We start from the raw sequence: 23,583 nt of genomic DNA, 5'->3' as shown, positions 1-23,583 counted from the left end.
CGTGCTGTCCCCTGCCACGTGCGACTCCTGGTTCAGATCCTCGGCTGCTGCTGGGTGATGCAGTGGATGCCACCGCCTCCGGCAAAGATCGTACGTGCGTCCACCAGTGTCACCGTCCGCTCGGGGAAGAGCCGTCGGAAGATGCCGGCCGCGAGCTCGTCGCGCGGGTCGTCGAAGCCGCACAGGACCACGCCGCCGTTGCAGAGGTAGTGGTTGATGTAGGAGTAGTCGGCCCAGTGGCCGTCGGCCTCCAGGATCGTCGGGGCCTGGACCTCGACGACCTCCAGGCGGCGCCCGCGGGCGTCGGTCGCGGCCTGGAGCAGGCCGATGACCTCCTTGGTCACCTCGTGGTCGGGGTGCGCCGGGTCCGGCTGGGAGTGCGCGACCACGACTCCGGGGCGGGCGAAGGCGGCCACGATGTCGACATGGCCGAGCGTGCCGAAGCCGTACGGGGGGTAGTCGCCGGTCAGCCCGCGCGGCAGCCAGATCGCCTTGCGGGTGCCCAGGTGGGCGTGGATCTCCGCCTCCACCTGCTCGCGCGTCCAGTCGGGGTTGCGCTCGGCGCCCAGCTGCACGGTCTCGGTCAGGAGCACGGTTCCCTCGCCGTCGACGTGGATCGCACCGCCCTCGTTGACCAGCTTCGAGGCGTACGTCTTCGCCCCCGCGAGGTCCGAGACATCCGCGCCGATCTTGGCGTCGTGCTCCCAGCGGGCCCAGCCCTGCGCGCCCCAGCCGTTGAACGTCCAGTCCACGGCGGCCAGTTCGCCCTTCCCGTTGGTGAGGAAGGTGGGGCCGATGTCACGCATCCAGGCGTCGTCGAGTTCGCGTTCGACGGTGTCGACGTCCGGGCCGAGCAGCGCCCGGGCCGCCTGCGACTGGCCCGGCCCGCACACCACCGTCACCGGTTCGAACCGGCGGATCGCGCGCGCCACCGCCGCCCAGGCCGCACGCGCCTCGGCGAGGTCGTCGGGGTTGTCGAAGGTGGGGTTGGGGCCCGGCCACGCCATCCAGGTGCGCTCGTGCGGGGTCCACTCGGCGGGCATCCGGAAACCGTCGGCGGCAGGGGTCATGACGTGCACCTTCATCAGAGGAAGTAGAGGCGGTTGAGGGAGACCGAGTCGGCGGGCTCGGAGCGCAGCGGGTCACCGTCGAGGGTGACCAGGCCGGTGCGCTGGTCGACGTCGACGGATCCCGTACGGGAGTTGAGGCGCAGGTCGGCGGGGCCGATCCCGCGGGTGCCGCGCACGGCGACCCGGCGCCGGCGCGTCGGCATGAGGTCGTTGCCCTGGTCGAGCGCGGCCTGGGCGACGAAGGCGACCGAGATCTCGGCGGGCGTCGCGCCGTGCGCCCCGAACTGCGGCCCCAGGACGAGCGGTTCGCAGGTGTCCGTGGCGGCGTTCGGATCGCCGACGACGCCGTACGCCGGGAAGCCGGACTTGAGGACGAGCTGCGGCTTGGCGCCGAAGAACTCCGGGCGCCACAGGACGATGTCGGCGAGCTTGCCGACCTCGATCGAGCCGACCTCGTGGGCGAGCCCGTGCGCGATGGCCGGGTTGATGGTGAGCTTGGCCATGTAGCGCAGGACGCGTTCGTTGTCGTGGTCCACGTCCGCCGGGGCGCCGCGCTCGGCCTTCATCTTTCCGGCCATCGCGAAGGTGCGGCGCACGGTCTCGCCCGCGCGCCCCATGCCCTGTGCGTCCGAGGAGGTGATTCCGATCGCGCCCAGGTCGTGCAGCACGTCCTCGCCACCCATGGTCCCGGCGCGGATCCGGTCGCGGGCCATGGCCGCGTCGCCGGGCAGGTCGGTCTTCAGGTCGTGGACGGAGACGATCATGCCGTAGTGCTCGGCGACCGCGTCCCGGCCGAAGGGCAGGGTGGGGTTGGTGGAGGAGCCGATGACGTTCGGGACCCCCGCCATCTTCAGGACGTTCGGCACGTGACCGCCGCCGCAGCCCTCGATGTGGAAGGCGTGGATGGTCCGGCCTTCGAGGACGCGCAGGGTGTCCTCGACCGACAGGCATTCGTTCAGCCCGTCGCTGTGCAGGGCGACCTGGACGTCGTGCTCCTCGGCGACGCGCAGCGCGGTGTCGAGGGCGCGGGTGTGGGCGCCCATGTCCTCGTGCACCTTGAAGCCGCTCGCGCCGCCCTCGGCCAGGGCCTCGACGAGGGGGGCGGCGTCGGAGGACGAACCCCGGCCCAGGAAGCCGATGTTGACCGGCCAGGCGTCGAAGGCGTTGAAGGCGTGGCGCAGCGCCCAGGGCGAGTTGACGCCGACGCCCCACACCGGCCCGAACTCCTGGCCGATGATCGTGGTGACGCCGGAGGCGAGCGAGGCCTCCATGATGCGCGGCGACAGCAGGTGCACGTGGGTGTCGACGGCTCCGGCGGTGGCGATCAGTCCCTCGCCCGAGACGATCGACGTCCCCGTACCGACCACCACGTCGACCCCGTCGAGGGTGTCGGGGTTCCCGGCCCGCCCTATCGAGCAGATCCGCCCCTCGCGGATGCCGATGGAGACCTTGCGGATCCCCTGGGCCGCGTCGATCACCACTACGTTGCTGATGACGACGTCGCAGGTCTCGCGGACGGCGGCGGCCTTGAGGTGCAGTCCGTCACGGGCGGTCTTGCCGAAGCCGGCGAGGAACTCGTCGCCGTAGCGCTGGGCGTCGGACTCGACGCGGATGGTCAGCCCCGAGTCACCGAGGCGGACGCGGTCGCCGGCGCGGGGGCCGTGGGTGGCCGCGTACTCGTAAGGATTCATCGCGGCTCAGCTCCCTGGATTTCCCCGGTGTCCCCGCCGTCTCCGGCACTCCCGACGCCCCCGGCCCCGAGGTATCCGCAGGCGGCGGCCCTGCGCAGGGCCTCTTCCCTGGCCCCGGGCGCGTCCAGGGGCCCGTCGACCAGTCCCGCGAAGCCGATGGCGATCCGCTCACCGCCGATGGGCAGCAGCCCGACCTCGATGCTCTCCCCCGGTCCGAAGCGCACGGAGGACCCGGCGGGGACCGCGAGCCGCATCCCGTAGGCCGCCGCCCGCGGGAAGTCGAGCCGCGGGTTGGTCTCGAAGAAGTGGAAGTGCGAGGTGACGGAGACGGGCACGGTCGCGGTGTTGGTGACCGTCAGCCGGACGACCGCGGCGGGCTCGGCGTGCGCCGGTCCCGGCAGCAGCGCGCCCGGCGCCCGCTCCCCCAGCCCGCCCCCGAGGGGGTCGCTGACGACCGCGAGCCGGGACCCGTCGTCGAAGACGGCCTCGACGTGCACCTCGGTGACGACGTCGGCGACGCCCGGCAGGACGTCGTCCGGGCCGAGCACCGCCCGGGCCGCCGCGATCGCCTCGGCGAGCCGGCGCCCGTCCCGGGCCGCCTCGCACACGGTGTCCGCGATGAGGGCGGTCGCCTCGGGAACGTTCAGCCTGAGGCCCCGGGCCCGGCGGGCACGGGCCAGCTCGGCGGCCCCGAAGAGCAGCAGCCGGTCACGTTCCGTGGGGGTCAGTCTCATGTCCGGGCACCTCCTTGCCTTCCTCGATTTAGAGCACCACTCTAAACGCGAGATTCATGGAACGGAAACATTGACATCCAGAATATGGTCACAGACATTGAACGTCGCTCTAACTCTCAGGCGGCCGTCGAAGGAGACCAGCCATGCCGATCGAACAGCGCGGAGTCGACACCATCCCCGACGAGGAACGGACCAGCGGGCCGGGGGACCTCGTCTCGATCCTGCTGGGGTCGAACCTCTGTCTGGGCGTGATCATCTTCGGCTGGCTGCCACCCTCCTTCGGGCTCGACTGGTGGTCGTCGGTGAGCGCGATCGTGGCGGGCACGGTGATCGGCACGGCGCTCACCGCACCGCTCGCGCTGGTGTCGCTGCGCACGGCGACGAACCTCTCCACCTCCTCCGGCGCCCAGTTCGGCGTACGCGGACGGCTGGTCGGCTCGGTCGTCGGGCTGCTGCTGGCCCTCGGCTACACCGCGCTGACCGTCTGGATCGGCGGCGATGTGATGGTGAGCGTGCTCGGCCGCCTGTTCGGGCTGCCGGCGAACGGACTGTCGTACGCCGTCGTGTACGCCGTCCTCGCCGCCGCCACCGTCGCGGGCGCGGTGTACGGCTACCGCGTGCTGCTCGCGATGTCCCGGGTCCTCGCGGTCGGCATGACCGCGCTCCTCGCGCTCGGTGTGCTCGCCTACGCGCCGCACTTCACCACCGCCGCGCTCCCGGAGACCGGCGGCTATCTGCTGGGCTCGTTCTGGCCGACCTGGCTGCTGGCGGCGGTCGCCGCGGGCCTGTCCGGACCGATCGCGTTCATCACCCTGCTCGGCGACTACACGCGCTACATCTCCCCGTCCCGGCACTCCTCCCGTACGGTCCTGCACGCCACCTGGCTGGGCCTGATCGCCGGGCTGCTGGTCCCGCAGCTCTTCGGCACCTTCACGGCGTACGCGGCCCGCGCGGCCCTCGACTACGCGGGGCCGCTGGTCTCCGCCTCCCCCACCTGGTACCTGGTCCCGCTGCTGCTCGCCGCCTCCGCGGGGTCGGTCGGCAACGCGGGCCTGATGCTGTACTCCATGGGCCTGGACCTGGACGCGATCCTGCCGAAGGCCTCGCGCGCCCGGGCCACGCTCACGGTCGCCGTCGTCGCCACCGTCTGTGTCTTCGTCGGCCACTACGCCTGGAACGCGCAGTCCGCGATGACGTCCTTCGTCCTTCTCCTGACCGCCATCGGCACCCCGTGGGCGGTCATCACCCTCATCGGCTTCGCCCGCTGCCGCGGAATCTACGACCCGGACGCCCTCCAGGTCTTCAACCGCCGCTCCCGGGGCGGGATCTACTGGTACCGCGCCGGCTGGAACGTCCAGGCGACGGTGGCCTGGGCACTGGGCGCGTTCGCCGGCCTCCTCGCCGTCTCCCTCCCGTCGTACCAGGGACCGCTGCTGTCCCTCACCGGTGGAGTGGACTGCAGCTTCGTCCTGTCGGGCCTGGTCGGCGGCCTCGTCTACGTGGCCCTCTCGCCGAAGCGGGCGTCACACCGGGTCGAGGCCGGGCAGGAACTGGCTCGCGCCGAAAGCGGGCTTTAGGTCGCTGAACCAGGTGGCGTTCTCGTCGTACGCGGCGAAGAACGGGCGGCCCACCAGCTCCGGGTCGCGGGCCTGGATGAGGTGGAGCACGAAGACCTTCTCACCGGCCACCTCCGTGATCCCGTCCACGCACACCTTGCCCGGCATCGCCGACATGACCGGGCCGCGCACGGTCCGCGCGAGTCCGGACACCTGGGCGTAGGCGTCACGGAAGATCTGGTGACCGCGGGCGAGCGGCACCCCGAAGTAGCCCTGCGGGCCGGTGTCCCGCTCCACGAACTGGTAGTACGGCACCGCCCCCAGCGCGGTCGTCTCGTTCCACAGCCCGGCCCACGCCTCGGCGCTGTCGTTGATGCCCCTGACCAGCGGCCCCTGACAGCGGATCACGGCACCCGTGTCACGCACCCGGCGCATCGCCTCCCGCACCACCGGGGGCCGCAGCTCCTGGGGATGGGTGAAGTGGGCCATCAGCGCGAGGTGGCGGCCGCTCGCGACGACCTTCTCGAACAGGCGCAGCACGTCGTCGGCGTCGCGGTCGGTGAGGAAACGGTATGGCCAGAAGGCGAGCGACTTGGTGCCGATGCGGATCGACTGGACCGACTCGATCTCCAGGAGCGGTTCGACGTAGCGGCGCAGCACCTCGGTGCTCATCACCATCGGGTCGCCGCCCGTGATGAGCGCGCTGGTGACCTCCGGGTGAGCGCGCAGATAGGCGGATGTGGTGGCGATGTCGTCGGTGGCGATGCGCAGGTCGGACTCGCCGACGAACTGGGGCCAGCGGAAGCAGTACGTGCAGTAGGCGTGGCAGGTCTGGCCCTGGCGCGGGAAGATCAGCACCGTCTCCGGGTACTTGTGCTGGAGGCCGGTGAGGCGCTGCCCCTCGTGCACGGGAACGTTGGCGTCGAGCTGGCCGGAGGGATGCGGGTTGAGCTTCATCCGGATCTCGTGGGCCGCGCGCAGCACGTCGGCCTTCGGGGCGTCCCGCGCCAGCAGCTCCGCCATCTGCTTGAGGTCGGGCTCGGGCAGCATCTCGGCCTGCGGGAACGTCAGCCGGAAGATCGGATCGTCGGGCACGGCCGACCAGTCGATCAACTCGTCGACCACGTAGGCGTTCGTACGGAACGGCAGGACGGCCGCCACGGCCCGCAGGGCGAGTCGCTCGGCGGGCGGCAGGGACACACGCCGCAGCAGGCCGTCCAGGTCACGGGGCGTGAAGGCGCGAAAGCGGGGGCTCGGGTGCGAAGACCGGGAGCTGGTGTCCGGAGACCGGAGGCTCAGGTGCGCGGAGCCGGGTCTCGCGGGCTGAGCGGGGTGGAGCGCTGAACTCATAGGTGCCGGTGCCTCTATTCCGTGACCAGAACCGGCGGCCGCAACTCGACGAAGGCGGCCGCCGACGCATCGTACTTCTCCGCGAAGTGCTGCATGAGCAGCCGGTGAAGCTCACTTTCGTCGTCGACGACGATCAGTTCGTGCGCGCCCCGCACGCCCAAGGCCTCGCTGTACGCGGAGAGTTGATCGAGGCGATGGCGGGCCATGTACGACACGAGGTCGTGCCCGGCGACGTACACACAGTCGTCCACATAGACGAAGCGACAGCTGAACTCCCGGCGGCCGTCGGTCGCGTCGACCAGGGTCACCGGCAGATGGGTGAACCGCTCCATCCGCTTGCTCTGCTGCCACAGTTCATCGAAGCGTTGTTCGACGAAGGTGCCGAGCGGGGAGCGGACGGCGACCTCCAGCTGGACTCCCTCACCGGAGAGACGCCCGACGGTCAGGAAGGAGACCAGGGAGCGCTCGTCCCAGCGGTAGAGGGTCACGCCGGGGGACGTGGAGCAGAGGCGTACTTCGAGGAGCTGACGGGAGTTCTCGTCGAGCCGGAGCGCGAACCGGTCCAGCGTGCGCAGGTTGCGCATGATGTCCCGGCGGATGTCGGCGCTCTGCTCGCCCAGTTCACGGCCACGCAGGATGACCGCGAGGGAGTCGGGGTCGAGGAGGAGGATCTGTACGCGGGCGCCGTGCCCGGTGGCCGCCTTGATGCCGCGGAAGAGGCGCTCGGAGAACTGCGGGCCGAAGACGCTGGAGAAGGTGTCGAGGACCTTCACGTTCGAGGTCGAGCCGTAGACCTGGGCGCTGAACCACTCGTAGTCCAGCCGGGTGTGTTCGCGGACCCGGCCCTCCTGGGCGCGGCTGATCAACGGGCCGATCACGAAGACGGTGACGACGACGCCGACGATGTCGGTGCCGAGGTTGAGGGTGAGGTTCTCCTCGTAGTTGTCCATCCGCGAGCTGCTCCAGAGGAGGAGGGCCGCGACGGCGGCGAGCAGGACGAGGACCGTGAGGCTCTGGGGGCGGCGTGGGGTGCGTAAGGTGCGCAGCAGCCAGCGCAGTCGTGGTATCGGCGACCCTGCGCTCACCTGCGCTCCCTCCGTGGCCGTGCGGGCACACGGGAGGGCGGCACGCTCCCCCCGTGGAATCTGTGGATACCCGTGTCGCGGAGCCGCTACGCGTCGAACGAACCGCCGGTCCCCGCACTCCCGTTGGGGAGAGAGGGACCGGCGGGAGGCGTGGGTCGCCGTGGCCCGACGGGCGCGCGAGGCGCGCGGGACGCCCTAGCCCAGCGGGTGCATCCAGCCGTGCTTGTCCGCGTTGATGCCGCGCTGGATGTCGAGGAGCGCCTCGCGCAGCTTCAGGGTGACCTCGCCGGGCTCGTCGCCGGACTGCCGCCACTCGGTGCCGGTGCGCTTGACCGTGCCGACGGGGGTGATGACCGCGGCCGTGCCGCAGGCGAAGACCTCCGTCAGGGTGCCGTTCTCCGCGTCGCGCTGCCACTGGTCGATGGAGACGCGGCCCTCCTCGGAGGTGTAGCCGAGGTCGCGGGCGACGGTGAGGAGGGAGTCGCGGGTGACGCCCTCCAGGATGGAGCCGGTGAGGGAGGGGGTGATGATCCTGTCCCCGTACACGAAGTACAGGTTCATGCCGCCGAGCTCCTCGATCCACTTGTGCTCGACCGCGTCGAGGTAGCAGACCTGGGCGCAGCCCTGCTCGGCGGCCTCGGCCTGGGCGAGGAGGGAGGCCGCGTAGTTGCCGCCGGTCTTGGCGTCGCCCATGCCGCCGGGGACGGCGCGGACGTGGTCCTCGGAGACCCAGATGGAGACGGGCTTGACGCCGCCGGGGAAGTAGGCGCCGGCCGGGGAGGCGATGACCAGGAAGAGGTACTCGTTGGCGGGCTTCACACCCAGGCCGACCTCGGTCGCGATCATGAACGGGCGCAGGTACAGGGACTCCTCGCCACCGTGGGTGGGGACCCAGGCGGTGTCCTGCTGGACCAGCACGTCACAGGCCTCGATGAACGTCTCCACGGGCAGCTCCGGCATGCCGAGCCGACGGGCGGAGGCCTGGAAGCGCCGGGCGTTCTTGTCCGGGCGGAAGGTGGCGGCGGAGCCGTCGGGCTGGCGGTAGGCCTTGAGGCCCTCGAAGATCTCCTGCGCGTAGTGCAGGGTCATGTTCGCGGGATCGAGGGAGAGCGGGCCGTACGGGACGAGCTGGCCGTCGTGCCAGCCGCGGCCCTCGGTCCACTTGATCGTCACCATGTGATCGGTGAAGTGGCGGCCGAACCCGGGGTTGGCGAGGATCGCCTCGCGCTCCGCCGCGGAGCGGGGCTGCGAAGAGGGCTTGAGCTCGATCGTGGGCGTCGTCATGTGGTTGTCCTTCACCGGTTGTGTGTGACGGGCCGCGCTCACGCCCGTACTGCCAGTGGCCAGTACTAGGACGTCCGAGCATTCCCTCATTCCCGCGGCTCCGCGTTCGATTATCGCGCGCGCGAAGCCGTGGACGAAACGGGGTGAAGACGGCCCAGGGGTTACCCAGGGGTTGTTGATGGTGGCACCCGGCGAGGGCATAGGAAAAGCCGCCGGGTGCGGATGCGACCCGGCGGCTCCTACGAGACGTAAGTAACCCGGCGGGTCAGCCGGCTACTCGTACGGCGAGCGCGTCGCCGATTTCCTCGGTGCTGCGGGCGGGCTTGCCCACGCGCTCGGCGAGGTCGGCCGAGACGGCGTCCTCGATGCGGGCGGCCTCGGCCTCGTAGCCGAGGTGGCGCAGCAGGAGGGCGACGGACAGGACGGTGGCGCTGGGGTCGGCCTTGCCCTGGCCCGCGATGTCGGGCGCCGAGCCGTGCACGGGCTCGAACATCGAGGGGAACTCGCCGGAGGGGTTGATGTTCCCGCTCGCGGCGACGCCGATGCCGCCGGAGACGGCCGCGGCGAGGTCGGTGATGATGTCGCCGAAGAGGTTGTCGGTGACGATCACGTCGAAGCGCGCGGGGTCCGTGACGAGGTAGATCGTCGCGGCGTCCACGTGGATGTAGTCCGTGGTGACCTCGGGGAACTCCTCGGCCACCTTGTTGAAGACGTTCGTCCAGAGGTGACCGGCGAAGGTCAGCACGTTGTTCTTGTGAACCAGCGTCAGCTTCTTGCGCGGGCGGGCCTGGGCGCGGGCGAAGGCGTCACGGACGACACGCTCGACACCGAAGGCCGTGTTGACGGAGACCTCGGTGGCGACCTCGTGCTCGGTGCCCTTGCGGATCGTGCCGCCGTTGCCCGTGTACGGGCCCTCGGTGCCCTCGCGGACCACGACGAAGTCGATCTCCGGCTGGCCGGCCAGCGGGGTGGCGACACCCGGAAGGAGCTTCGACGGACGCAGGTTGACGTGGTGGTCGAAGGCGAAGCGGAGCTTGAGCAGGAAGCCGCGCTCCAGGACGCCGGACGGGACCGAGGGGTCGCCGATCGCGCCGAGCAGGATCGCGTCGTGCTGCTTGAGGGCGTCGAGGTCGGCCTCGGTGAGGGTCTCACCGGTGGCGTGGTAGCGCTTGGCCCCGAAGTCGAACTCCTTGGTCTCCAGCTTCACATCCTGCGGAAGGACGGCGGAGAGCACCTTCAGCCCCTGGGCCACGACCTCCTGGCCGATGCCGTCACCGGGGATCACTGCGAGATTGATGCTGCGAGACATGAAGGCACCGTACTCCGTGTCCCATGGAATGACACGAGCTGTCCGCCATACGGACGCGTTCGAGGTGTAGCGGAACGTTTCTTCGACGTACGTTCACCCCTACGTACGGCGGGCGTTGGGACTTCCTGGGAAGTTCACCAGCATGGACCTTCCCGACTTCGGCATTCCGCAGCAGCTCGCGAGCCGGATGAGCATGGCGGAGCAGTACGAGTACCTGCGTACGAAGCTCACACGGCGCCGCGCCCTGGTGTCGGCGGGCGCGTTCGCGGGCGGCGCGCTGCTGGCCGGCTGCTCGTCCTCGTCGGGGACGGTGACGCCCGGCTCCGCCCCGAGCGCGGGCGTCACCGGGCGGGTGCACGGTTCCGTCGTCACCCCGTTCGGCCGCCACCTCGCCTTCGGCGCCGACCCGAAGACCCAGATGCGGGTCTCCTGGCAGGTGCCGCTCGCGGTCCGGAGGCCGTATCTGCGGGTGGGCACACATCCCGGACAGCTGAGCCGGAAGATCGCGGCCGAGGTCCGCGCCCTGCACACGCCGGGGGTCACGGGCGTGCGGCTGGCCCTGGACCAGTACTACGTACACGCGGCCCTGGACGGTCTGCGGCCCGGCACGACGTACTACTACGGCGTCGGCCACGACGGCTTCGACCCGGCCTCACCGGCGCACAGGTCGACCGTCGGCTCCTTCCGTACGGCGCCCGCGAACCCGGAGAAGTTCGTGTTCACCGCCTTCGGCGACCAGGGCGTCAGCTCGGCCGCGCTCGCCAACGACAAGGTGCTGCTGCGCCAGAAGCCCGCCTTCCACCTCCACGCGGGTGACATCTGCTACGCGGACGGGACCGGGCGCGGCAAGAAGTCGGACGGGTTCGACCCCGGGTACTGGGATCTGTTCCTCAAGCAGACCGAGCCGGTGGCGAAGTCGGTGCCGTGGATGGTGACGACCGGCAACCACGACATGGAGGCCTGGTACTCGCCGGACGGCTACGGCGGCCAGGCGGCCCGCTTCTCCCTCCCGGACAGCGGCTTCGACCCGCGGACGGCACCGGGCGTCTACTCCTTCACCTACGGCAACGTCGGCGTCGTGGCGCTGGACGCGAACGACGTGTCGTACGAGATTCCCGCCAACCAGGGCTACACGGGCGGGAAGCAGACGAAGTGGCTGGACAGGAAGCTGGGCGAGCTGCGCTCCTCGGCGGCGGTGGACTTCATCGTGGTCTTCTTCCACCACTGCGCCTATTCGACGTCCGCGCACGCCTCCGACGGCGGGGTGCGCGCGGCGTGGCTGCCGCTGTTCGCCAAGCACCAGGTGGACCTGGTGATCAACGGGCACAACCACGTGTACGAGCGGACGGACGCCGTCAAGAAGGGTGCGGTGGGCCGTGCGGTGCCGGTGGGCGGCTCGACGGATCCGACGCGGGACGGGATCGTCTACGTCACCGCGGGCGGCGGCGGCAAGGATCTGTACGGCTTCCCGTCGGGCGTGAAGGACAGCTACGAGGGGCACGTCGGCCGCCACGAGTCCGTGAGCAGCTTCCACTGGACCAAGTCGCAGGACCAGCAGCGGGAGACGGTGGAGTGGTCCCGGGTGCGGTACGCCGGCTTCTCCTTCCTCTCGGTGGAGGCGGAGGCGGGCACGGCGCCCCGGCTCAAGGTGTCGGCACTCGCGGAGAGCGGCAGGCGCATCGACCACTTCGAGGTGCGGCGCGGTCGCTGAGCACACGGCGACGGCCGAGCACTCCGGGGTGCGGCGCGGGGCGTGGACCCCGCGCCGCACCCCGTGCGGGTGCGGCTCCCGGTACGAGGGTGGTGTGGTGCGGGCGGGTCAGTGACCCGTCTCGCCGCCGTTGTCCCTGCGGTCGAGGGCGCGCTGGAGGGCGGCGGCCGCGTTCTTGCGGTCGGACTCGCTGGTGCGGGACACGTGGCGGACTCGGCGGACAATCGTCTCGGCCATGATGGATCGACTCCTTGCCTCCGGAAAGCGGCCCGGAACGGACCACCGGAAGTGCGATGAGGGAGGGATACGAGACTCCCCCACTGCCTTAAGGGCGTGGGCGGGGCCTTGGCCGGGGAGCGGTGCCGCAGGGGTTGCCTGCCAGGGGCTCCGGCTCACGACCGCCATTCGCTTGGTCTAGCGAGACGTTCGGCTCCTACAAAACTAAGCGAGGAAGGGGCATCTGTCTCCACAGTTAGTCGGACTTCCTACTATCTGAGACGGTCGATTGGGTCACACGGCCCTGAGCTGGGACAACAGTGCGCGCGGCATCGCCCGCCGCCGGGTGCAGCCGCAGGGCGCCCGCCGTCGGAACGAGACACAGCACGCCGAGAACCACGAACGCGACGGCATACGCCGAGCGCGTGCCGTCCGTCAGCGCCGCGCCCCCGCGCAGCGCGACGGCGGTGACGGCCACGCCGAGTCCCGCGGCCAGTTGGTGAGAGGTCGCGAAGAGGGCGTTGGCGTCGCGCAGCCGCTCCGGCGGGGTCTCGCTGAAGGCGATGGTCGCGTAGCCACTGAGGCCGACCGAACGGGCGACACCGGAGAGCACCGCGACGACCGCGATCACCGCGACCGGTGTCCCCCGCGTGAACAGCGCGCAGGCCGCGGTGGTGACCGCGAGCCCGAGCGTGGAGACGATCAGCAGCGGACGGAAGCCGAAGCGGTTGATCAGATACGTCGTCGCGGGCTTGACCCCGATGTTCCCGACGAAGACGAACAGCACCACCGCGCCCGACTTCACCGCGCTCCAGCCGAACACCTCCTGGAAGAGCAGCGGAAGGAGGAAGGGCAGGGCGGCGACGACCGCCATGTAGAGCGAGCCGTCGAGCGCCGACGCGCGGAAGGACTGGACGTCCAGGGTGCGCAGGTTGACCAGCGGTTGCGGGGTGCGCAGCAGATGCCGTACGGCCGCGGTGAGCGCCACGGCGGCGATCGCGCCGGCCGCCACCGTCCGCGCCGGAGCACCTCCGGTCGGGGCGGAGAGCAGGTGCGCGGTCCAGGTCAGGGCGGCGAGACCGGTACAGGTGAGCAGGGTGCCGACGAGGTCCAGCGGGGGTGTCTCGTCCCGCGGGGCCGGTGCGATGAGGCGGCGCGCGACGAGCAGGGCGACCACGCCGAGGGGCACGTTCAGCAGGAAGATCCAGTGCCAGGAGGCGTACGTGGTGATCAGGCCCCCGAGCAGGGGCGCGAGCACCGGGGCGACGAGGCCGGGCCACACGATGTACGCGACCATGCGCGGCAGTTCCCGCTTGGCGGTGCCGGTCAGGACGACGAGCCGTCCGACCGGCACCATCATGGCGCCGCCGACACCCTGCAGCACACGGGTGCCGACGAGCACGCCGAGGTTCGGGGCGAACGCGCAGGCCAGGGAGGCGAGGGTGAAGACCGTGATCGCGGCGAGGAAGACCCGGCGCGGCCCGAAGCGCGCGGTGAGCCAGCCGGAGAGGGGGATGAGGACGGCGAGGGTGACGAGGTAGGCGGTGATGACCAGGCCCACGGAAGTGGGGGCGGTGTGCAGGTCCCGGGCTATCTGCGGAGCCGCGGTCGACACGATCGTGCCGTCCAGCATCTCCATGAAGAAGCAGCCCGCGACGAGGAGCGCGGTCGCGGTGCCGCGCGGCTGAGAATCCGTCATGGGTCCAGGTTCGGGGCACCCATTGCTGCACACAAGGTCCGATTGCTTCACGTAGCCTTGCGCCTCATGCAGCAATCAGCGCATGCGTCGTCCGGGTCCGGGCTGACCGCTCCCCTCCCCGACATGAACCTCCTGCCCGCCCTCGACGCCCTGCTGCGCGCGGGCAGCGTGGCGGGCGCGGCGGCCGAACTGAACGTCTCCCCCTCGGCGATGAGCCGCACCCTGGGCCGGCTGCGCCGGGTGGTCGGCGACCCGCTCCTCGTCCCGTCGGGGCGGGGGCTGACCCTGACACCCCGCGCGCGGGAGATGCAGCCTCGGGTGCAGGCCGCGCTGGCGGGCGCGGTGGCGGCGCTGCGACCACCGGCCGATGTCGAACTCTCCTCCCTGCGAAGGGAGTTCAGAATCCGCGCCAACGACGGGGCCGCCCTGTCCCTCGGCGCCCCGCTGCTGGAACTGGTGGCCCGGGAGGCACCCGGCGTACGGCTGCGGCTGCTGCCCGAGGGCGAGGAGGACCCGGCGGATCTGCGCACCCATGTCGACCTGGACGTCGGCGAGTTGCCGGATCCGCTGCCGCACGACGTGCGCGCCTCGACGCTGCGGGAACACCGGATGGTGGCGGTGGCGCGGGCCGGCGCGGAGTTCACGCGCGAGCCGCTGACGCCGGAGCGGTTCGCCGCGCTGCCGCACATCACGGTGACCCGGCGCGGCCGGGCGCACAGTGTGGTGGACGAACACCTCGCCGGGCTCGGCCTGCGCCGCGACGTCCTGGCGACGGCCCCCACCTTCGGCGCGGCCTGCTTCTTCGTCCTGCGCACCGACGCCCTGGCGCTCGTCCCGGCCGAGGTCGCGGGGGAGGCGGCGCGCTGGATGCCGCTGGCGGTGCTGGAGGTTCCGCTGGACCTCCCTAGGTTCTCGTCGGGCCAGGCATGGCACGTACGGCTGGACACGGATCCGGCGCACCGGTGGCTGCGGGGGGCGCTGGCGCGGGTGGCGGAAGAGGTCAGGGGCGCCGACGAGAATTGATCCTATCTCTGATGCGGTCGGACGCCTTGACAGGCCCATTGCGCCCCTTCACTCTCACAATCATCGGATGACTACAGGTGATGACTGCGAGAAGGAGGGTTCCTGATGTCGGTCCAGTTACGGGCCCGCACCATCGTGTTGACGCTCTGTTCCGCCCTGCTCGCCACGGCGGTGGCGGCGCTCCCCGCCCGCGCCGAGGGGACGGCGCGGGCCGCCTGGGAGGTGAAGGGTCCGCACGGCTCCCCGACGGCGGTCGTCGCACTCGATCGGACCGACGGACATCCCACGCTCGCCGTGAGACGCGAGGGCAGAACGGTCCTGGAGCCCTCTCCCCTCGGACTGGTCACCGAACAGACCGACTTCTCCCGGGGGTTGACCCTCACCGGACGCTCCGAGCGCACGGTCACCGAGCACTACACGAGCCCGACCGGCAAGTCCCGCGACCGCGTGGCCCGCATGACCGAGGCCCGCTTCCGCTTCCGCACCGCCGACGGCGCCCGGCTCGACCTGGTGACACGGGTCGCCCGTGACGGCGTCGCCTACCGCTACGTCCTGCCGCGAAACCACGGCAACGTACTGCGCGAGGCCTCCGCCTTCACCCTCCCCACCGGTGCGAACGCCCTCCTCGGCGGCTACCGCGCCGACAACGAGCTCCGCTTCACCCGCTACGACTCCGCGGCGGCGGCGCCGGCGGGCGCGTACATGATGCAGGGCCTGTTCAGGACGGGCGGGGGCAGCGGCGCCGCCGGTGACGGCGACTACGCCCTGATCGCCGAGTCGGACGTCAACGGCACCTACGCGGGGGCCCACCTGACACACACCGCGGACTCGTCGACGTACGGGCTGAGCCTCTGGAACGACGAGCCGGTCCTGACGACCGGCCCGCTCACCACCCCCTGGCGCACGATCGTCGCCGGTGATCTCGCGACCGTCACCGAGTCGACCTTCGTCGACGATCTCGCCCCGGCGTCCCGGGTCCGCGACACCTCCTGGATCAAGCCGGGCCCGGCGCTGTGGACCTGGCTGGCGGGCGGCAAGGAGGCGGGGCAGAGCCTGGCCGCGCAGGAGAAGTACGTGGACTACGCGGCCGAGCGCGGTTGGCCGTACGAAGTGGTGGACGCGGGCTGGTACTACAAGACCGGCGAGTGGGAGGTGATCGATCCGCAGTGGCAGACGGACAGCTGGATGCCGGAGCTGGTGCGCCACGCGGCGGCCAAGGGCGTGGGCATCCACGTCTGGCTGCACTACAGCCTGCTGACCGATCCCGTCGAGCGCGAGAAGTGGCTCTCCACGCTGGCGCGTTGGGGCGTCAAGGGCGTGAAGATCGACTTCATGGACTCGGAGTCCCAGGAGCGGATGCGCTGGTACGACGACGTGCTGGAGTCCACGGCCCGCCACCACCTCATGGTGAACTTCCACGGCTCGACGATCCCCAAGGGCATCCAGCGCACCTGGCCGCAGGTCATGTCGATGGAGGGCGTCGGCGGCGAGGAGAAGCGCAACAACACGGCGGAGCAGCTGGCCTCGCTCCCCTTCACCCGCAATGTCATCGGCTCCATGGACTTCACCCCGGGCGCCTTCCATCGCCCGTACCGCCCGAACGTCGCCTCGGACGCGGGTGAGCTGGGCCTGAGCGTCCTGTACGAGTCCGGGATCCAGAACCTCTCCGGCACCCCGGAGTCGTACGACGCGCGGCCCGAGGCCCGCCGCTATCTGGAGCAGCTTCCCGCCCGCTGGGAGGAGACCCGGCTGCTGACCGGCGATCCGGGCCGCTCGGCGGTCCTCGCCCGGCGCGCCGCCGACGGCCGGTGGTTCATCGGCGGCACGTTCACGGGCGCGGCCCGCACGGTCGACGTGCCGCTGCGGCTGGGCGCGGGCCGCTGGCTGGTGGAGACCCTGACGGACGGGCCGTCGGGCCTGGTGCGCGAGACGCACGTCGTCCGGGGCGGCGGCACGCTGGCCCTGCCGGTCGTGGCGGACGGCGGCTTCGCGGCGCTCGCCTGTCACGCGCGCGAAGGCCGTACGACCTGCGAGAACTGACCCACCGAAGCGACCCGCCGCTCCCCTGGCCCCGAACGGGGTCGGGGGAGCCGTCCGTGCACGGCGACCGCCGACGGCCGAGCAGCGGATCGCCCACACGACTGATCCTCCGCGCGGCATGCGACATCGGGCTCCGGCAGGGGGAACGGTGACGTCATGAGCGACACGACCAAAGCACTGCTCGAGGGCGGCCCGGACGATCTGCCCGAGCGGATCGTCCCGGTCCCGCCTCCTGGAACGGACGTGAAGATCGAGTTGCGCGGTGGATACGAACACTTCAGGGCGACCCCACGGCAGGCGGACACGCCGGAGGGCAGACTGCCCGTGTACGAGTGGTGGGAGCGGACGGAGTTCGCCGGGTAACGCCACCTCCGCCGCGGCGAGGGACGGCGGATCACCGCAACGCCGCCGTCACCGCCTCCCGAAAGCCCCTCGGGTCCTCGGCCCACGGCAGGTGCCCGGCCGCGGGCAGGATCACCCGGCGCACCCGGGGCAGCGCCCTCTCCAGTGAGTCGACCGCCGAGCGCGGCCGGATGTCGAGCGCCCCGTCGACGACGACCACGGGCAGGTCGAGCTGCTGGCAGGCGGCGTACAGCTCCGGGGTGCCCCAGGTCCTTCTCCGCTCGGCGTTGAAGGCCTTGTTGCACTCGGTGTTGATGTCGAACCAGCGCTCGGCCATCCGCCCGGCCTGCTCCAGGTCCCGCTCGCGGTCCACGAACTCGGCGGACCACTGCAGCACCGCACGCTCCCGTTCCGCCGCCTCGGAGCGCACCGGACGGTCCGTCAACTCGCGCCAGCGGGCCAGGCGTTCGGGGCGCTCGCCGAGCCGGGCGACGAGGTTCGCCGTGTAGCCGTCGAACCAGTCGGAGTCGGGTCCGATCCCCGTACCGCTCACATAGACCAGCGCGTTCACCCGCTCGGGATGGGCCAGCGCATAGCTCAGCGCCAGCTGCGCGCCCCACGAATGGCCGAGCAGTGTCATCCGCTCCAGCCCGAAGTGCCGCCGTAGGGCCTCCAGGTCGGCGACGAACCGCTCGCTCGTCCAGGGCCCGGCGCACGGCCCCGACCGTCCGCAACCTCGCTGGTCCCAGCGGTGCACGGCGGCCCGGTCCGTCAGTGATCCGGCCACGTCCTCGAACATGTCCCACAGACCGGGGCCGCCGTGGCACAGCACGAGTGGGGGGCCTTCACCCGACCGCTGCGCCCACAGACGTACTCCGTCGTCGGTCTCGACCGTCTCACTGCGCGTCCGGGCCATGGGGAAATTCTGCCCGCGAACGCCCGGACATGGAGACAGGCCGGACATGGAGACAGCCCGGACATGGAGACGGGCCGGGAAGCCTGCTCGGAGGTCGGGCTTCCCGGCCCGGGTTCAAAAGGGCTGATCAGCCCATGTGCGGGTACGTGTAGTCGGTCGGCGGGACCAGGGTCTCCTTGATGGCGCGGGTCAGCGTCCAGCGCATCAGGTTCTGCGGGGCGCCCGCCTTGTCGTTGGTGCCGGAGGCACGGCCGCCGCCGAAGGGCTGCTGGCCGACGACGGCGCCGGTCGACTTGTCGTTGATGTAGAAGTTGCCCGCGGCGTAGCGGAGCTTCTCCATCGTGTACGCGGCGGCCGCACGGTCGCCGGAGACGACCGAGCCGGTCAGCGCGTAGTCGGACGCCGACTCCATCTGGGTCAGCATCGCCTCGTAGCCCTCATCGGTCTCGTCCTCATAGACGTGCACGGCGAGGAACGGGCCGAAGTACTCCGTCTTGAAGACCTCGTTCTCCGGGTCCGAGCACTCCACGACCGTCGGGCGCACGAAGTAGCCGACCGAGTCGTCGTACGAACCGCCCGCGACGATCGTGCAGGCCGGGTCGGTCTTCGCCCGGTCGATCGCCGCCTTGTTCTTGGCGAACGCGCGCTCGTCGATGACCGCGCCGACGAAGTTCGCGAGGTCGGTGACGTCACCCATGGTCAGGTAGTCGACCTCGGCCGCGAACTCCTCCTTGAACCCGGAGTTCCAGATGGACGCCGGGATGTACGCGCGGGAGGTGGCCGAGCACTTCTGGCCCTGGTACTCGAAGGCGCCACGGGTCAGGGCGGTCTTCAGGACCGCGCGGTCGGCGCTGGGGTGCGCGACCAGGAAGTCCTTGCCGCCGGTCTCGCCGACCAGACGCGGGTACGAGCGGTACTTCTCGATGTTGTTGCCGACCGTCTTCCACAGGTACTGGAAGGTCTTGGTCGACCCGGTGAAGTGGATGCCCGCGAGGTCGCGGTGCTCCAGAGCGACCTTGGAGACCTCGATGCCGTCTCCCGTGACGAGGTTGATGACGCCCTTGGGGAGACCGGCCTCCTCCAGGAGCCGCATGAGCAGCACGGCGGCGTGGGTCTGCGTCGGGGACGGCTTCCAGACCACGACGTTGCCCATCAGCGCGGGCGCGGTCGGCAGGTTGCCCGCGATCGCCGTGAAGTTGAACGGCGTGATCGCGTAGACGAAGCCTTCGAGCGGGCGGTGGTCGAGGCGGTTCCAGACGCCCGGCGAGTTGGCCGGGGGCTGCTCGGCGAGGATCTGACGGGCGTAGGCGACGTTGAAGCGCCAGAAGTCGACGAGCTCGCAGGGGCAGTCGATCTCGGCCTGCTGGGCGGTCTTCGACTGGCCGAGCATGGTGGAGGCGGCCAGCGTCTCGCGCCAGGGGCCGGCCAGCAGCTCGGCGGCGCGCAGGATGATCGCGGCGCGGTCGTCGAAGGACATCGCGCGCCAGGCGGGCGCGGCGGCGAGGGCCGCGTCGATGGCGTCCTGCGCGTCCTGCTGGGTGGCGTGCGCGCCGGTGCCGATGACGGCCTTGTGGTTGTGCGGCTGCACGACCTCGAAGCGCTCACCGCCGCCGAGCCGCTTCTCGCCGCCGATGGTCATCGACAGCTCGATCGGGTTCTCGGCCAGTTCCTTGAGCTTGACCTCCAGACGGGCGCGCTCGGGCGAACCGGGGGCGTAGCCGTGCACCGGCTCGTTGACGGGGGTGGGGACCTGGGTCACAGCGTCCATGGGTTCCGTAACTCCTTAGTGAGCGGTGGTTCGGACTCAGCCCTTGGTGAGGATCGAGCGGGCGAAAAACAGCAGGTTGGCCGGCTTCTCGGCGAGGCGGCGCATGAAGTAGCCGTACCAGTCGGTGCCGTACGCGGTGTACACCCGCATGCGGTGGCCCTCGGCGGCGAGCCGCAGGTGCTCCTCGCCGCGGATGCCGTACAGCATCTGGAACTCGTACTCGTCCAGCTTGCGCCCGGCCTTGCGCGCCAGCTCCTGCGCGATGGAGATGAGGCGCGGGTCGTGGGACCCGATCATCGGGTACCCGTCGCCCTCCATCAGGACGCGCAGGACGCGGACGTACGCCTTGTCGGTCTCGGCCTTGTCCTGGTACGCGACCTCGGCGGGCTCCTTGTAGGCGCCCTTCACCAGGCGGACGCGGCTGCCGCTCGCGGCGAGGCGGCGGGCGTCGGCCTCGGTGCGGTACAGGTAGGCCTGGATGACGCAGCCGGTCTGGGGGAAGTCCGTCCGCAGCTCCTCGTGGATGGCGAACATCGAGTCGAGGGTGGTGTGGTCCTCGGCGTCCAGAGTGACGGTGGTGCCGATGGCGGCGGCGGCCTCGACGACGGGGCGCACGTTGGCGAGGGCCAGTTCGTGGCCGCCCTCCAGGGCTTGCCCGAACATCGACAGCTTGATCGACATCTCGGCCTTGGTGCCGAGGTCCAGCTCCTTCAGGTGCTCGATGAGCTCCAGGTACGCGTCCCGGGCGGCGAAGGCCTGCTCGCGGGTGGTGATGTCCTCGCCGACGACGTCGAGGGTGACTTCCAGGCCCTTGGCGACGGCGTCCTGGACGACCGGAACGACCTGGTCGACGCTCTCACCGGCGATGAAGCGGGCGACCACCTGCTTGGTGCCGGGGGCCGCCGACACGAAGCGGCGCATGCGGTCGCTGCGCGACGCGGCGAGAATCACGGGACCCAGCACGGGGCACCTCCACAACAAGGCGAGCAGAAGGCCGTATCCCGACCATTCGGGTACGGCACGGAGAACCACCGTGAAACCTAAGGATCCCTCCGATCCTGAGCCATCGACAGCTGTCACGCATCCGTGCCCTGGATCTCAGACAGATGTATGAAGGGCTGCGGAATTGCGGGAGAATGCCCGGGTGAGCGACGAACACAGGGATCACAAAGAGCCCCGGGAACACCGGGAGCACCGAGATCACCGTGGCGACCACGGCGGCTATCAGGAGCTGGTCGACGAGATCTCGGCGCTCCTCGGCGTGCCCGCGACGCTGGAGAACCGGGACTTCGAGCTGATCGCCTTCGGCGCCTACGACAGCGAGGGCGAGCTCGACCCGTCGGCCCTGGACCCCGTACGGACCCGCTCGATCCTCACCCGTCGCTCCACGGCGGCGGTCCGCACCTGGTTCGAGGGCTTCGGCATCACGCGCGCGACGGCCCCCGTGCACATCCCGCCCACCCCGGAGGCGGGCGTGTACCGGGGCCGGATCTGTCTGCCGGTACGCCATCGGGGTGTCGTCCTCGGCTATGTCTGGCTGCTGGAGGACGACCCCGGCCCGTCCGAGGCGCAGCTCTCCGCGGCGATGGAGGTCGCCGCCCGCATCGGCGACCTGCTCGCGGACGAGGCACAGGCGGGCGCGGACCTCACCCGCGAGCTGCGGGCGGTCCTCACCGCCGAGCGCGGCTGGCAGCGGGAGATGGCGGTGGCCGAGCTGCGCACCGCCCTCGGCCCGCGCGGCGACGGCCTGCACGCGGTGGTGTGCGTCGCCCCCTGGCCCTCCGCCGACCCGGACGACGCCCCTTCGGTCCGTACGGTGCCGGGCGCGACCGCGCTGTGCACGGTGCCGTGGGGGGCCACCGGCCAGAGCCTTGCCCTTCTCGTACGGCTGCGCTCGGCGGACGTACTGACCCCGGCACTCACGGCCGCGACACGCTTCGTACGGGAGGCGGACGGGGAGCGCGGGGGCGGGCAGGGAACGGCGAAGGGCGCCGGGACGGCCGTGGCCGCCGGAGTCGCCGGGGCCCGGGTGGGTCTCGCCGAGCTGGGGGCGGCCTGGCAGGAGGCGTCCGCCGCCGCCCGCGCGGTCCTCGCGGAGCCCCGCCTCGGTCCGGTCGCCGAGTGGGCCTCCATCGGCCCGTTCCGCCTCCTGACGGCTCTGCCCCCGGAGGCGGCCCACGACCCCGCCGTCCGCACCCTCCTCTCCCCCGCGCACCGCGAACTCGCCCGCACCGCCGAGGTGTTCCTCGACTGCGCGGGCCAGGCGGGGCGTACGGCGGCCGAGTTGGGCATCCACCGGCAGACCCTCTACTACCGCCTGTCCCGCGTCGAGCAGCTGACCGGCCTCGACCTGGACGACGGCGAGGACCGCCTGCTGCTGCACATGGCGTTGAAGGGGGCGCGACTGTGATGCCCGCGCGCGGTGATCGGCCCTAGGGTGTGCCGTCGAAACGCTCGCCACGGACTCGGGCGACGGTGCGCCGCGCAGGGAGTAGGGGGAGCCGGGAATGCTCACGTCTCAGCAGAAGTTGATCATCAGTCAGGTGGAGGCGCGGCGGCTCGCGCTGTCGCGGCAGTGGCTCGGCGGGGTGCGTCCGTCGGGTGACGGGGAGGGGCTGCGGGCCGTTCTGCGGTCGTTGCGCTATCTGCAGTTGGACCCCATCAGCGTCGTGGCGCCGAGTCATGAGCTCGTGGTGTGGAGCCGCCTCGGGGCGGGGGCCGGTTCGCACCTCGGGGCGTTGTGGTGGGAGGAGCGGTGGCTGTTCGAGTACTGGGCGCACGCAGCGGCCCTGGTGCTCACCGAGGACTACCCGATCCACCGGGTGTCGATGGACGGCTATCCCCCGAAGAACCTGTCGTTGACCAAGGTCTGGATGGAGGCCAACGAAGGGCTCCTGGCGCACATCCTCACCCGGCTCGCCGAAGGCACCCCGCTGCCCACCGACGCCTTCGAGGACCGCTCGGTCATGGAGTGGCCCTCCAGCGGCTGGACCGCGGGCCGCAACGTCGAGCGGATGCTGACGTTCCTGTGGCTTCAGGGCCGGATCATGGTCGCGGGGCGCGAGGCGGGCCGGCGGTTGTGGGGCCTCCCGGACGCCTGTCTGCCGCCCGGCGCCGACCGGGTCGCGGTGTCGGCGCGGGAGATGGTGACCACGGCCGCCGAGCACACCCTGCGCGCCCTCGGCGTCGCCCGTCCCCTGGACATCAAGCAGTACTTCCTGCGGGGCAAGTACGACGGCCTGGCCGAGGTGCTGCGTACTCTCACGAGGGAGGGTCGCGTCATACCCGTACGGGTGGAGGGGGCGACCTCGGCCACCGAGACGTGGTACGTGCACGTCGACGCGATGGCCGAGCTGGAGGCGATCCGCGCCGGTGACTGGCACGGGCGCACCGCGCTGCTCTCCCCCTTCGACAACCTCGTGGGCGACCGGCGCCTGACCGAACGTTTGTGGGGCTTCGCCTTCCGCAACGAGATGTACGTGCCCAAGGCCAAACGGGAGTACGGCTACTACCTGCTGCCGATCCTGCACGAGGACCGCCTGGTCGGCCGTATCTCGCCCCGTCGCGACCGGAACCGGGGCACCCTGCTGGTCGAGGGCCTCTACCTGGAGCCCGATATCAGACCGACGGTGGCTCTGCGCAAGGCCGTCACCGGGCAACTCGCCGACCTGGCAACCCTCGTGGGGGCCACCGACGTCGAGTACGGCGAGACGGTACCCGAACCCTGGCGCGCGGCCCTGCGCCGGTCCTAGGACAGATCCTCGGTCCAGGTCCTCGGTCCAGGTCCTC

General features: G+C 71.1%; 19 protein-coding genes. 7 read left to right on the top strand and 12 right to left on the bottom strand.

What is annotated here, in order from left to right; all coding sequences use genetic code 11:
• Positions 1-32: 32 nt before the first annotated feature.
• From AQJ27_RS20860 to ureA, 3 genes are read right to left on the bottom strand one after another with little or no spacing between them, the layout of a single operon-like run.
• Positions 33-1,070, bottom strand: coding sequence for an agmatine deiminase family protein (locus AQJ27_RS20860; protein ID WP_201264316.1), 1,038 nt, complete (start codon positions 1,068-1,070; stop codon positions 33-35).
• A gap of 14 nt (positions 1,071-1,084) precedes the next feature.
• On the bottom strand, positions 1,085-2,761 hold the full coding sequence (locus AQJ27_RS20855) for an urease subunit alpha (RefSeq protein ID WP_067370944.1): 1,677 nt from the start codon (positions 2,759-2,761) through the stop codon (positions 1,085-1,087).
• A complete protein-coding gene (ureA, locus tag AQJ27_RS20850; RefSeq protein WP_235613545.1) occupies positions 2,758-3,495 on the bottom strand; it encodes an urease subunit gamma in 738 nt (245 codons plus the stop codon). The genes AQJ27_RS20855 and ureA overlap by 4 nt, the downstream gene beginning before the upstream one ends.
• 143 nt (positions 3,496-3,638) lie before the next feature.
• On the opposite strand from ureA, the gene AQJ27_RS20845 reads away from it, so the two are divergent.
• The gene (locus AQJ27_RS20845; RefSeq protein WP_067370942.1) at positions 3,639-5,072 is read left to right on the top strand and encodes a cytosine permease; all 1,434 of its coding nucleotides are present in this window, start codon (positions 3,639-3,641) and stop codon (positions 5,070-5,072) included.
• On the opposite strand, the gene AQJ27_RS20840 is transcribed toward AQJ27_RS20845, so the two are convergent.
• From AQJ27_RS20840 to AQJ27_RS20825, 4 genes are all read right to left on the bottom strand, one after another.
• A complete protein-coding gene (locus tag AQJ27_RS20840; RefSeq protein WP_235613546.1) occupies positions 5,019-6,251 on the bottom strand; it encodes a KamA family radical SAM protein in 1,233 nt (410 codons plus the stop codon). The two genes, AQJ27_RS20845 and AQJ27_RS20840, sit on opposite strands and share 54 nt — an antisense overlap.
• A 164-nt stretch (positions 6,252-6,415) precedes the next feature.
• A complete protein-coding gene (locus AQJ27_RS20835; protein ID WP_067370940.1) occupies positions 6,416-7,486 on the bottom strand; it encodes a hypothetical protein in 1,071 nt (356 codons plus the stop codon).
• Positions 7,487-7,681: 195 nt separating this feature from the next.
• Positions 7,682-8,770, bottom strand: a complete 1,089-nt coding sequence (locus tag AQJ27_RS20830; RefSeq protein ID WP_067370938.1) for a branched-chain amino acid aminotransferase — start codon at positions 8,768-8,770, stop codon at positions 7,682-7,684.
• A 265-nt stretch (positions 8,771-9,035) separates the two neighbouring features.
• Positions 9,036-10,079, bottom strand: coding sequence for a 3-isopropylmalate dehydrogenase (locus tag AQJ27_RS20825; protein WP_054234560.1), 1,044 nt, complete (start codon positions 10,077-10,079; stop codon positions 9,036-9,038).
• 142 nt (positions 10,080-10,221) lie between these two features.
• Between AQJ27_RS20825 and AQJ27_RS20820 the strand changes: the two genes are divergently transcribed.
• Positions 10,222-11,790, top strand: a complete 1,569-nt coding sequence (locus AQJ27_RS20820) for a purple acid phosphatase family protein (RefSeq protein ID WP_067370936.1) — start codon at positions 10,222-10,224, stop codon at positions 11,788-11,790.
• 108 nt (positions 11,791-11,898) lie between these two features.
• Here the strand turns inward: AQJ27_RS20820 and AQJ27_RS60170 are convergent, their stop codons facing one another.
• Positions 11,899-12,027, bottom strand: a complete 129-nt coding sequence (locus tag AQJ27_RS60170) for a hypothetical protein (protein ID WP_096239899.1) — start codon at positions 12,025-12,027, stop codon at positions 11,899-11,901.
• A 235-nt stretch (positions 12,028-12,262) separates the two neighbouring features.
• Entirely contained in the window at positions 12,263-13,705 is a 1,443-nt protein-coding gene (locus tag AQJ27_RS20815; protein WP_067370934.1) for a DHA2 family efflux MFS transporter permease subunit, read from the bottom strand.
• A 66-nt stretch (positions 13,706-13,771) separates the two neighbouring features.
• On the opposite strand from AQJ27_RS20815, the gene AQJ27_RS20810 reads away from it, so the two are divergent.
• The 3 genes from AQJ27_RS20810 (at position 13,772) to AQJ27_RS20800 (ending at position 17,131) form a co-directional block, all read left to right on the top strand.
• Positions 13,772-14,728 (top strand): LysR family transcriptional regulator, encoded by a 957-nt coding sequence (locus AQJ27_RS20810; RefSeq protein WP_067370932.1) that lies wholly within the window; start codon positions 13,772-13,774, stop codon positions 14,726-14,728.
• A gap of 105 nt (positions 14,729-14,833) precedes the next feature.
• Positions 14,834-16,768, top strand: coding sequence for a glycoside hydrolase family 97 protein (locus AQJ27_RS20805; RefSeq protein ID WP_067370930.1), 1,935 nt, complete (start codon positions 14,834-14,836; stop codon positions 16,766-16,768).
• A gap of 156 nt (positions 16,769-16,924) precedes the next feature.
• Positions 16,925-17,131, top strand: a complete 207-nt coding sequence (locus tag AQJ27_RS20800; protein WP_054234564.1) for a DUF5988 family protein — start codon at positions 16,925-16,927, stop codon at positions 17,129-17,131.
• A gap of 31 nt (positions 17,132-17,162) precedes the next feature.
• On the opposite strand, the gene AQJ27_RS20795 is transcribed toward AQJ27_RS20800, so the two are convergent.
• From AQJ27_RS20795 to AQJ27_RS20785, 3 genes are all read right to left on the bottom strand, one after another.
• A complete protein-coding gene (locus tag AQJ27_RS20795; protein ID WP_067370928.1) occupies positions 17,163-18,026 on the bottom strand; it encodes an alpha/beta fold hydrolase in 864 nt (287 codons plus the stop codon).
• Positions 18,027-18,153: 127 nt separating this feature from the next.
• Positions 18,154-19,794 (bottom strand): L-glutamate gamma-semialdehyde dehydrogenase, encoded by a 1,641-nt coding sequence (gene pruA, locus AQJ27_RS20790; RefSeq protein WP_067370925.1) that lies wholly within the window; start codon positions 19,792-19,794, stop codon positions 18,154-18,156.
• A 36-nt stretch (positions 19,795-19,830) separates the two neighbouring features.
• Entirely contained in the window at positions 19,831-20,757 is a 927-nt protein-coding gene (locus AQJ27_RS20785; protein ID WP_067370923.1) for a proline dehydrogenase family protein, read from the bottom strand.
• Between the two features lie 163 nt (positions 20,758-20,920).
• On the opposite strand from AQJ27_RS20785, the gene AQJ27_RS20780 reads away from it, so the two are divergent.
• The gene (locus AQJ27_RS20780) at positions 20,921-22,204 is read left to right on the top strand and encodes a PucR family transcriptional regulator (RefSeq protein ID WP_425275216.1); all 1,284 of its coding nucleotides are present in this window, start codon (positions 20,921-20,923) and stop codon (positions 22,202-22,204) included.
• Positions 22,205-22,301: 97 nt separating this feature from the next.
• Positions 22,302-23,546: a winged helix-turn-helix domain-containing protein gene (locus AQJ27_RS20775; protein ID WP_067370920.1), complete on the top strand. Its 1,245-nt coding sequence runs from the start codon at positions 22,302-22,304 to the stop codon at positions 23,544-23,546.
• The last annotated feature ends 37 nt before the right edge of the window (positions 23,547-23,583 follow it).

The organism is Streptomyces olivochromogenes (genome assembly GCF_001514115.1).
GTDB lineage: Bacteria > Actinomycetota > Actinomycetes > Streptomycetales > Streptomycetaceae > Streptomyces > Streptomyces olivochromogenes.
The sequence above is the reverse complement of the archived record's forward strand: the minus strand, read 5'-3'. Positions and strand labels throughout refer to the sequence as shown.

Bases quoted from the DNA above. Each gene is read 5' to 3' on its own strand.
- AQJ27_RS20860 (WP_201264316.1), bottom strand. From the start codon at position 1,070: ATGACCCCTGCCGCCGACGGTTTCCGGATGCCCGCCGAGTGGACCCCG.
- AQJ27_RS20855 (WP_067370944.1), bottom strand. From the start codon at position 2,761: ATGAATCCTTACGAGTACGCGGCCACCCACGGCCCCCGCGCCGGCGAC.
- ureA (WP_235613545.1), bottom strand. From the start codon at position 3,495: ATGAGACTGACCCCCACGGAACGTGACCGGCTGCTGCTCTTCGGGGCC.
- AQJ27_RS20845 (WP_067370942.1), top strand. From the start codon at position 3,639: ATGCCGATCGAACAGCGCGGAGTCGACACCATCCCCGACGAGGAACGG.
- AQJ27_RS20830 (WP_067370938.1), bottom strand. From the start codon at position 8,770: ATGACGACGCCCACGATCGAGCTCAAGCCCTCTTCGCAGCCCCGCTCC.
- AQJ27_RS20825 (WP_054234560.1), bottom strand. From the start codon at position 10,079: ATGTCTCGCAGCATCAATCTCGCAGTGATCCCCGGTGACGGCATCGGC.
- AQJ27_RS20820 (WP_067370936.1), top strand. From the start codon at position 10,222: ATGGACCTTCCCGACTTCGGCATTCCGCAGCAGCTCGCGAGCCGGATG.
- AQJ27_RS60170 (WP_096239899.1), bottom strand. From the start codon at position 12,027: ATGGCCGAGACGATTGTCCGCCGAGTCCGCCACGTGTCCCGCACCAGC.
- AQJ27_RS20815 (WP_067370934.1), bottom strand. From the start codon at position 13,705: ATGACGGATTCTCAGCCGCGCGGCACCGCGACCGCGCTCCTCGTCGCG.
- AQJ27_RS20810 (WP_067370932.1), top strand. From the start codon at position 13,772: ATGCAGCAATCAGCGCATGCGTCGTCCGGGTCCGGGCTGACCGCTCCC.
- AQJ27_RS20805 (WP_067370930.1), top strand. From the start codon at position 14,834: ATGTCGGTCCAGTTACGGGCCCGCACCATCGTGTTGACGCTCTGTTCC.
- AQJ27_RS20800 (WP_054234564.1), top strand. From the start codon at position 16,925: ATGAGCGACACGACCAAAGCACTGCTCGAGGGCGGCCCGGACGATCTG.
- AQJ27_RS20795 (WP_067370928.1), bottom strand. From the start codon at position 18,026: ATGGCCCGGACGCGCAGTGAGACGGTCGAGACCGACGACGGAGTACGT.
- pruA (WP_067370925.1), bottom strand. From the start codon at position 19,794: ATGGACGCTGTGACCCAGGTCCCCACCCCCGTCAACGAGCCGGTGCAC.
- AQJ27_RS20775 (WP_067370920.1), top strand. From the start codon at position 22,302: ATGCTCACGTCTCAGCAGAAGTTGATCATCAGTCAGGTGGAGGCGCGG.